The sequence below is a fragment of the Streptomyces sp. NPDC004561 genome, assembly GCF_053602155.1.
Window position 1 is genome coordinate 1 of sequence record NZ_JBSGDB010000368.1, and the last position, 8,976, is coordinate 8,976.

The 8,976-nt window shown below is 73.7% G+C and carries 8 protein-coding genes; 5 read left to right on the plus strand and 3 right to left on the minus strand.

The genetic code is table 11. The annotated features are described in order from the left end of the window. Window positions 1-153: 153 nt before the first annotated feature. A complete protein-coding gene (locus ACWEN3_RS34215; RefSeq protein ID WP_452978898.1) occupies window positions 154-1,929 on the plus strand; it encodes a glycosyltransferase family 2 protein in 1,776 nt (591 codons plus the stop codon). Then, on the plus strand, window positions 1,926-3,032 hold the full coding sequence (locus ACWEN3_RS34220) for a glycoside hydrolase family 26 protein (RefSeq protein WP_452978901.1): 1,107 nt from the start codon (window positions 1,926-1,928) through the stop codon (window positions 3,030-3,032). The genes ACWEN3_RS34215 and ACWEN3_RS34220 overlap by 4 nt, the downstream gene beginning before the upstream one ends. A 21-nt stretch (window positions 3,033-3,053) precedes the next feature. Here ACWEN3_RS34220 and ACWEN3_RS34225 read toward each other — a convergent pair whose 3' ends face one another. From ACWEN3_RS34225 to hmgA, 3 genes are all read right to left on the minus strand, one after another. Next, window positions 3,054-4,208, minus strand: coding sequence for a type ISP restriction/modification enzyme (locus tag ACWEN3_RS34225; RefSeq protein WP_452978904.1), 1,155 nt, complete (start codon window positions 4,206-4,208; stop codon window positions 3,054-3,056). Between the two features lie 83 nt (window positions 4,209-4,291). Further along, window positions 4,292-5,038 carry a GntR family transcriptional regulator gene (locus ACWEN3_RS34230; protein WP_452978907.1) on the minus strand — a complete coding sequence of 249 codons (747 nt, stop codon included), beginning with the start codon at window positions 5,036-5,038 and terminating at the stop codon, window positions 4,292-4,294. Window positions 5,039-5,083: 45 nt separating this feature from the next. Then, entirely contained in the window at window positions 5,084-6,394 is a 1,311-nt protein-coding gene (hmgA, locus tag ACWEN3_RS34235) for a homogentisate 1,2-dioxygenase (protein ID WP_452978910.1), read from the minus strand. 162 nt (window positions 6,395-6,556) lie between these two features. Between hmgA and ACWEN3_RS34240 the strand changes: the two genes are divergently transcribed. The 3 genes from ACWEN3_RS34240 to ACWEN3_RS34250 form a co-directional block, all read left to right on the plus strand. Beyond that, complete coding sequence (locus ACWEN3_RS34240; protein ID WP_452978913.1) at window positions 6,557-7,105, plus strand: hypothetical protein; 549 nt, start codon at window positions 6,557-6,559, stop codon at window positions 7,103-7,105. A gap of 64 nt (window positions 7,106-7,169) precedes the next feature. Beyond that, a complete protein-coding gene (locus ACWEN3_RS34245; RefSeq protein WP_452978916.1) occupies window positions 7,170-7,787 on the plus strand; it encodes a TetR family transcriptional regulator in 618 nt (205 codons plus the stop codon). 136 nt (window positions 7,788-7,923) lie between these two features. Further along, the coding region (locus ACWEN3_RS34250; protein ID WP_452978918.1) for a molybdopterin-dependent oxidoreductase at window positions 7,924-8,976 on the plus strand (1,053 nt) is incomplete at its 3' end.

Genomic DNA, 8,976 nt, shown 5'->3' on the forward strand with positions numbered 1-8,976 from the left:
GGTGCTCAAGCCCCTCATCAGCGGTCCGTCGATGCCTCCGGACCCGGTGACACCACCCCCCGGATCATGAACAACAAGGGGGGGAAGTCATGCCGGACCCGAAGGCCGGAGGCCCCGTTGCGGAGCCATGAAGACGGTAACGGGGGAGGACCGATGCCGGTTTCCGGGCTTCGACACGAGCGGGACGGCCGGCCCGGGCCGCCCGCACCCGGCACGAAGGACAGGGAAGAGGCGCAGACGGCCTACCGGCGCTGCGCGTGGATCACCGGGCCGCTGTCGCCACCGCCGGGCGGCCCGGTGGAAGTACGGTTCCGGTCGGTGCTGACCCCGGCCCAGCGGACGGTCCTCACCGCGCTGGCCGCGCTCGCCGCGCTCAGCGGGGCGGCCCTCGTCGGCTGGCTGCTGCTGCCCCGGCACGTACCCGGACCCGGGGCGGCCGGCGCCGGCGACTGGCGGCTCGCCCTGGCCCGGCTCGCGTTCTGCGTGGTCGTCACGATCGAGGTCATCAAGGCGGTGCAGGTCTTCGCCGTGTGGACGTTCGCGTGGCACGCCAAGGACCCGCTGCCGCTCACGCCTCCCGCGGGACTGCGGGTGGCGATGCTCACCACCATCGTGCCGAGCAAGGAGCCGCTGGCCGTCGTGGAGCGGACCCTGGAGGCGATGCTCCGGGTCACCTACTACGGGGGCGGCGTGGACGTGTGGATCCTGGACGAGGGCGACGACCCGGCCGTACGGGCCATGGCCGCCCGGCTCGGCGTCCGTCACTTCACGCGCAGGGGACGCCCCGAGTACAACCGGCCCTGGGGCATCTTCCGGGCCCGCACCAAGGCCGGCAATCACAACGCGTGGCGCGCCGAGCACGAGCGCGGCTACGACGTCGTCGCCCAGATGGACCCGGACCACGTCCCGCTGTCCTGTTTCCTGGAGCGTTCCCTCGGCTACTTCCACGACCTCGACGTCGCGTTCGTCGTCGCGCCCCAGGTGTACGGCAACATGTACGACAACTGGATCGCCCACGGCGCCTCCGTCCAGCAGTACCTCTTCAGCGGGATCGTCGAACGCGGCGGGAACGGCCTGGACGCGCCCCTGCTCATCGGCACCAACCACCTGTACCGGACCACGGCCTGGCGGAGCATCGGCGGCTACCAGGACTCGATCATCGAGGACCACCTGACCGGCATGCGGGTCCAGGGCACGGTCAACCCGGGCACCGGCAACCGGTGGAAGGGCGTCTACACCCCGGACGTGGTCGCGGTCGGCGAGGGGCCCAGCACCTGGACCGACTACTTCAACCAGCAGAAGCGGTGGGCCTACGGGGTCTGGGAGATCCGGCTGGGCCGCCGCCTCACCGAGGGGATCCGGCTCGCCCGGCGCCAGCGGCTGCTCTACCGCCTGGTGCAGTTCTACTACCCCAGCGTGGCCGCCACCCTGTTCCTCGGCACCGCGGCGACCGCCTCGGCGCTGCTGTTCGGTGTCATGTCCCCGGGCCTGGAGGGGGCGACCTGGCCGGCCCTGTGGACCGCCGGAACGGGCGGCTGGCTGTGGCTGTGGTGCTGGCTGCGCCGCTTCAACCTCGCCGAGCACGAGCGGCGCGAACTCGGCCTGCGGGGCTTCGTCCTGGCACTGTGCGCCGGTCCGGTCTACGAGGCCGCGGCGCTGTCCGCGCTGCTGCGCCGGCCGCTGGCCTACGCGGTGACCGCCAAGGGCGAGTTGCGCAGCGCCGACTCGCTGCGCACCTTCCGGCTCCATCTGGTCTGGGCGGCGCTCGTCGCGGCCCCGCTGGCGGCCAGTTACGTCCTCGGCCACCGCACTCCGGCGCCGCGGCTGTGGGCGGTGCCGGCTCTGCTGGCGGGGGCGCTGCCGCCGCTCATCGCCGCCACCGCGGCCACCCGGGGCTCCGGCCTCGCCCGGCGGGTGGAGGGACGATGAGGCGCACGGTCAGCAGGCTGCTCACCGGGGCGCTGGCGGTGCTGCTGGGCGGCTATGTGTTCGTGGTCGGACCGCATCTCGCGGGTGAGCAGGAGCGGCGGCGCGCGGCGGCGATCGACGCGGCGCTGCCGCCCACGACAGGTAGCCGGCCCACCGGGACCGGCGGGCCACGGGGGGTGTTCCCGCCGCGCGGTCAGGTCTTCGTCGGCATCATGACCGACGAGGGCCTGCACGACCTGTCGGAGGCGGCCCGTTTCGCCCGCCGCACCGGACACCGGCCGCAGGTCTACGAGTTCTCCCAGGACTGGGCGAACGACCGGTTCGACGCGGGGCGCATCGACGACATCGCCCGGCGCGGCATGATGCCCATGCTCGCCTGGGAGCCCTGGGACCACCGCAGGGAGGCGAGGCAGGCGCGGCTGCGGGGCGAGCAGCCCGCCTACCGGCTCTCCCGGATCACCGACGGCGCCTTCGACCCGTACATCCGCTCGTGGGCGAGGGGCATCGCCGCCCTCCGCTATCCGGTCGCGATCCGCCTCGCCCACGAGATGAACGGCTTCTGGTACCCGTGGTGCGAGCAGTCCAACGGCAACCGTCCGGGCGAGTACGTGCGGGCCTGGCGGCATGTGCACCGCATCTTCGAACAGGAGGGTGCGGCCAACGCGGTCTGGGTGTGGAGTCCCAATGTGGACTACGAGAACGCCACGCCCCTCCGGCGGCTCTACCCCGGCGACGCGTACGTGGACTGGGTGGGCCTCTCCGGCTACTACGGCACCGTGGGCATGGAGAACTACCAGTCGTTCGACCGGATCTTCTCCGGCTCCGAGCGGCAGCTGCGCCGGCTCACCCGCAAGCCGCTGGTGATCACCGAGGTCGGCGCCACGGACGCGGCCGGCCGCAAGGCGCGGTGGATCACGGAGATGTTCCGCTCACTGCCCCGGCACCCCGGGATCATCGGCGTGGTCTGGTTCGAGGCGGTCCGGGAGATCGACTGGCGGGTCACCGCCTCCGCCGCGAGCGCCGACGCCTTCGCCGCGGGCGTGTCGGCCCCGCGCTACCGCACCCCCTGGTCGCCGACGTCCGAACCGCGTGGACGTCTCTGAGGCGCCGAGCCGTGACCGGGGTCAGATCAGGGTGAACTGGCCCTCGGGGCCTTCCTCGTGGTGGTCCAGGACCGAGGCGGGGCGGCGGGCCGCGGCCGGGACCGGAAGGACGCCGGCGTGCCGGAGGTCGCCCGCCGTGACCGGGGAGGTGATCTTCAACTCGGCCCGCCGCGGCCTCAGTTCCGCCAGCAGCGCGAGGACGGTGATCAGCTCCAGCAGTTCCGACGTCCAGGACTGCGGCCAGGCGGACGGGCGGATCGCGGCGAGGGTGCCCGGCTCGGCCGGTGCCGTGCGGGTCGCGAACCACGTCTCCAGGACCCGGACTCCGGCCACCTCGTAGTCCCAGGCCTCGGGCGGGACGGGGGAGATAAGGCCCTCGTCGAGGTGCAGGCTCTCCTCGTCGCGGTCGTAGCCGAGGGTCAGGGGGCGGGCGGGCAGCGGTGCGCGGACGTAGGGGCGCCGGCCGCCCGGCAGCTTGGGGCGCTCGCCGTCCCGGCGCATCAGCCACAGCATGCGACGGCCCAACTCCACGCCCGTGGACCACAGTTCCGGATCCCCGGTGAGCGGGACCGTGAGGTCGGGGCGGGTCGTGGCGAGGATCCAGGCCAGCACGTCGGGTGCGGTGGGGCGCGGTCCCAGACGGTCCGCCAGGTGGTCCAGCAGGCCCGGGGCCAGGTTCGGTTCCGCACCCCCGGGGCGGCGGTGGAGCGGGCGGACGCGGCCGGTGCGGAGCGTGGGCAGGAGCGAGGTGGCCAGCAGCGGGTCCTCGGCACCCGTCTCCACCGTGAAGACCTGGTGCTCGTCCGCCACCCGCCACAGCTCCGGGCGGGCCGCGTCGATCAGCCGGTGGTCCGGGATCAGCCACTGCTCGTCGAAGGGGGCGGCCAGGACCCGGACCGGCTCCGCGCAGGGACCCTCGGCCCGCGCGAGCCGCCCGGTGCCGGCGGACCGGCCGGGCAACTGGCCCACCGCCGAGTCCAGGGTGCGGGCGCGGGTCGGCTCGAACAGGGCCGCGCGGTCCGGTCCCTCCGCCTTCAGCAGGGTGTCCCAGCGGGCCCGCAGGGAGGCCGGATCGGGCGCCGTCGGCCAGGCGCGGCCCGGCCGTAGCGGTGCGACGGACCACGGCATGAGGTCGGCCAGCAGCGGCGCGTCGTCGTCGGGCGTCACGCTGGGCATCGTACGGCAGCGCCCCGAAGGGCCGCGGGGAACCGCGGGACCGGCCACCGCACGGCCGCGGAAGCCCGAGCGCACCGGAGCGCTCACGCCTCCAGGGTCACCGAGAAGGAGAAGCGGTCGCCCCGGTAGTGGATGACCGCCACGTCCAGCACCCGGCCCGCGGAGTCGTAGGTCACCCCCGTGTAGTGCAGGATCGGGCTGAGCAGCGGGACCTGGAGCAGCCGCGCGGTGTCCGGGTCGGCGAGCCGGGCCTCCACGGTGTCCGTGATCCGGCTGATGTCCGCCTTGACGAGGTCCCGCAGCACCTTCGTCATCGGCCAGCGGACCAGGTCGTCCAGTTCGATCCGCGCGGCGAGTTCGGGGCGGACGTGGTTGACGGCGTGGTTGGTCGGCTCGCCGGTCTTCTCGTCGCTGCGCAGGCGGTGGTAGGTCGCCACCTGGGACAGGTCGGGGAAGTACTCGGCGAGCCCGGCCGGTACGGGCGCCGGCCCGTGGTCCAGCAGTTCCGTCGTCATCCCGGACTGCTGGGCCACGATGGCGTCCACCGAGCCCAGCAGCCGTACCGGGGTCCCGCGGCGGGCGCCGGGCTCGATGAACGTGCCGCGCCGTCGGTGCCGGCTGATCAGCCCCTCGTCCTCCAGCTCCTTCAGCGCCTGCCGCATGGTCAGCACGCTCACCCCGTAGTGCTCCGCCAATCGCTCCTCGGTGGGCAGGCGCAGCGGGTCCGCGGGCGAGCGGCCGAGTATCGAGGCGCGCAGCGACTGCGACACCTGATACCAGAGCGGCAGCTTGCGGTTCAGGACGATCGAGTCCGGGGCGAAGGAGGTCACGCGGCTATCCGTACCTGTCGGAGAACGTTCGGCGCAATGAGGGCGTCACGCCCGGAAGTGTCGTTCCAGGCCCTGCCACACGTCGTCGTAGCGCTGCTGGAGGTGGTCCGCGCCGGCCGCCTGCGGGGCGAGGGTCACCGGCCAGCGGGTCTCGAACATGAACGCCAGCCCGTCGTCGATCTTCTGCGGCCTCAGCTCGGCCGCACCGGCCCGGTCGAAGGTCTCCCGGTCCGGGCCGTGCGCCGACATCATGTTGTGCAGGGAGCCGCCGCCCGGCACGAAGCCCTCCGCCTTGGCGTCGTACGCGCCCTCGATCAGGCCCATGTACTCGCTCATCACGTTCCGGTGGAAGTACGGCGGCCGGAAGGTGTCCTCGCCCACCAGCCAGCGCGGGGCGAAGACCACGAAGTCGACGCCGGCCAGGCCCGGGGTGTCCGAGGGGGAGGTGAGGACCGTGAAGATCGACGGGTCGGGGTGGTCGTAGGAGATGGTGCCGATCACATTGAAACGGCGCAGGTCGTAGACGTAGGGCACATGGTTGCCGTGCCAGGCGACGACATCGAGGGGGGAGTGGTCGTACGTGGCCGTCCACAGGTTGCCGCAGAACTTGTTGACCACCTCCACCGGGCCCTCGGTGTCCTCGTACGCGGCGACCGGCGCCCGGAAGTCCCGGGCGTTGGCGAGCCCGTTGGCGCCGATGGGGCCGAGGTCGGGGAGCTGGAAGGGCGCGCCGTAGTTCTCGCACACATAGCCTCGGGCCGACTCGTCCAGCAGCTCCACACGGAAGCGCACCCCGCGAGGGATCAGCGCCACGTGCGCGGGCTCCACATGGAGCCGGCCGAACTCGGTGTGCAGCAGCAGCCCGCCGCGCTCCGGCACGATCAGCAGCTCCCCGTCGGCGTCGGAGAAGACGCGCTCCATCGAGGCGTTGGCGTGGTACAGGTGCACGGCCATGCCGGCGCGCTGGGTCGCGTCGCCGTTGCCGCCCAGCGTCCACAGGCCGGCGAGGAAGTCGGTCCCCGCCGCGGGCTCGGGCAGCGGGTTCCAGCGCAGCCGGTTGGGGTCGGGCACCGTCTCCGTGAACGGGGCCGTGCGGAGCGCGCCGTTGCCGGTGCGGGTGAACGCCGGGTGCGCCGCCGACGGGCGGACACGGTACAGCCAGGAGCGGCGGTTGTGCGCCCGCGGCTCGGTGAACGCCGTACCGCTCAGCTGTTCCGCGTACAGGCCGAGCGGCGCGCGCTGCGGCGAGTTGCGGCCCTCGGGCAGGGCGCCCGGCACCGCCTCCGAGGAGTGTTCGTTGCCGAACCCGGTCAGATAGGACAGACCCTCGGCGGTCTTCCGCGCGTCCCCGCTCATGATCGCTCCCACGCTCCCTCGCACTTTCCTGATTCCTATGTAATACCGTAGGAATCAGCGCGGTGCCGCGCAAGAGGGCCGGTGGTCCTCCCTCCGGGGTAGGGCGGGAACCAGACTTCAGGCGGATTCGGGGTGCCGGGGCGCTGTTCTACGCTCCCGGGCATGTCGTGGACGAAGTGGGCGCGCGGACCGCTCGCCGCGCTCGCGGTGAGCGTCCTGCTGCCGCTCGGCGCGGCGGGCTGCGACGGAGGTGCGGGGCACGGGGGCACGGCCTCGCCGTCCCCGGTCGGCAAGGTCCTGGGCGACACCGACGACACCGGCCGGCATCTGCGCGAGGTCGCCGGGAAGGGCGCCCCCGAGGTCGGCGTCGAGGTGACCCCGGACTCCGCCGGCGGCTGGGACGTCCGGCTGAGCTTCCGCCACTTCCGCTGCTCACCGCCCGGTGTGCGGCCGGCCGCGGTCACCGGGCGCGGGCTCGCCTACCTCTTCGTCGACGGCCACCGGGTCACCGGGCTGCGCACCCGCCGGTACCACCTGCCCGACCGCCTCGTCCCGCACGGCACCCACCACGTCACCGCGCGCCTGTACGCCGATGACGGCACCGTGTGGGCCGTGCACGGCAAGCCGGTCCAGAGCACAGCGGACATCACGGTGTCGGCCGGGACCCCGGGCGTGGCCTCGCCCGCGGTGGGCGGCGCCCCCGCGCGATGAGTGCATCGCCCACCCTTCTCCGTACTCTGGGGCGAGGTTCACCGCACCCCGGCGGAAAGGCATCATGAAGCCCGTGCCCCACGCGACATCGCTCCGCCGCGCGCCCGTCCAGCGGCGCAGCGCCGAACGGCTGACCAGGATCCTCGACGCCTGCGCCGAACTCCTCGACGAGGTCGGCTACGACGCCCTGAGCACCCGCGCGGTCGCCCAGCGCGCCGGCGTGCCCATCGGCTCGGTCTACCGCTTCTTCGGCAACAAGCGGCAGATGGCCGACGCCCTCGCCCAGCGCAACCTGGAGCGGTACACCGAGCGCGTCACCGAGCGGCTCAAGCAGGCGCGCAAGGGCGACTGGCGGGCGGCCATGGACGCCGTGCTGAACGAGTACCTGGCCATGAAGCGCACCGCGCCCGGCTTCTCCCTGGTCGACTTCGGCAACCAGATACCGGTCGGCGCCCGCCACGCCGAGCCCAACACCCGGGTCGCCGACCGGCTCACCGATCTGCTCGCCGGCTACCTCGGCCGCACCCCCGACGACGCTCTGCGCCTGGCCTTCCTGGTCGCGGTGGAGAGCGCGGACACCCTCGTCCAACTGGCCTTCCGGGCGGCCCCGGAGGGCGACGAGGCGATCATCCGCGAGACCAGGGAACTGCTGCGGGCGTACCTGGGGCGCCTGCTCGACTGAGTCCCGGACGGCTCCCCGGCGCCGAAGCGCCGCCCGAGAGGGGCTCCCCAACATGCCAACCGGTCGGTATGCTCGCCGGGAGCCGGCCGCCGGCCCGTGCCCCGGCGACACCGCCGCCGACCCTCCGGGAGGACCCGTGTCCCGCACCGCCCTGCGAATCTGCCCCCTGTGCGAGGCCACCTGCGGGCTGGCCCTCACCATCGAGGGCACCCGCGTCACCGGCGCGCGCGGCGACCGCGAGGACGTGTTCAGCAAGGGGTTCATCTGCCCCAAGGGCGCCTCCTTCGGAGCCGTCGACGGCGACCCCGACCGGCTGCGCACCCCGCTCGTCCGCAGGGACGGCGCCCTGCGCGAGGCCACCTGGGAGGAGGCCTTCGACGCCGTCGCCGCCGGACTGCGCCCGGTCGTGGAGCGGTACGGAGCCGACTCCGTCGGCGTGGTCCTCGGCAACCCCAACGTGCACACCATGGCCGGCGCCCTGTACCCGCCGGTCCTGCTCGCCGCCCTGCGCACCCGCAGCCTGTTCACCGCCTCCACGGTCGACCAGATGCCCAAGCACGTCTCCAGCGGGCTGCTGTTCGGCGACGCCAACGCCATCCCCGTGCCGGACCTGGACCGCACCGACCACCTGCTCCTCATCGGCGCCAACCCCCTGGAGTCCAACGGGAGTCTGTGCACCGCGCCCGACTTCCCCGGACGGCTCAAGGCGCTCCGGGCGCGCGGCGGCCGGCTCACCGTCGTCGACCCCCGGCGCACCCGCACCGCGCGGCTCGCCGACCGGCACGTGGCGATCCGCCCCGGCGCCGACGCCCTGCTGCTCGCGGCCATGGCGACCGTGCTGTTCGAGGAGCGGCTGACCGACCCCGCGGACCTCGCCCCGCACCTCCAGGGCGTCGAGGAACTACGGGAGTCCTTGCGGGACTTCACCCCCGAGGCCGTCGCCGGGGCCTGCGACGTCGACGCGGCCGTCATCCGCACCCTCGCCCGCGAACTCGCCGCCGCCCCCACCGCCGCCGTCTACGCCCGCATCGGCAGCTGCACCGTCCCGCACGGCACGCTCGCGAGCTGGCTGGTCGACGTGCTCAACATCCTCACCGGCAACCTGGACCGGCCCGGCGGCGCCCTCTTCCCGCAGGCCGCCACCGACCGGACACCGCGCTCGGCGGGCCCCGGCCGGGGCTTCGCACTC

Coding starts and splice junctions, on each gene's coding strand:
- ACWEN3_RS34215 (WP_452978898.1), top strand. CDS start 154: ATGCCGGTTTCCGGGCTTCGACACGAGCGGGACGGCCGGCCCGGGCCG.
- ACWEN3_RS34220 (WP_452978901.1), top strand. CDS start 1,926: ATGAGGCGCACGGTCAGCAGGCTGCTCACCGGGGCGCTGGCGGTGCTG.
- ACWEN3_RS34225 (WP_452978904.1), bottom strand. CDS start 4,208: ATGCCCAGCGTGACGCCCGACGACGACGCGCCGCTGCTGGCCGACCTC.
- hmgA (WP_452978910.1), bottom strand. CDS start 6,394: ATGAGCGGGGACGCGCGGAAGACCGCCGAGGGTCTGTCCTATCTGACC.
- ACWEN3_RS34240 (WP_452978913.1), top strand. CDS start 6,557: ATGTCGTGGACGAAGTGGGCGCGCGGACCGCTCGCCGCGCTCGCGGTG.
- ACWEN3_RS34245 (WP_452978916.1), top strand. CDS start 7,170: ATGAAGCCCGTGCCCCACGCGACATCGCTCCGCCGCGCGCCCGTCCAG.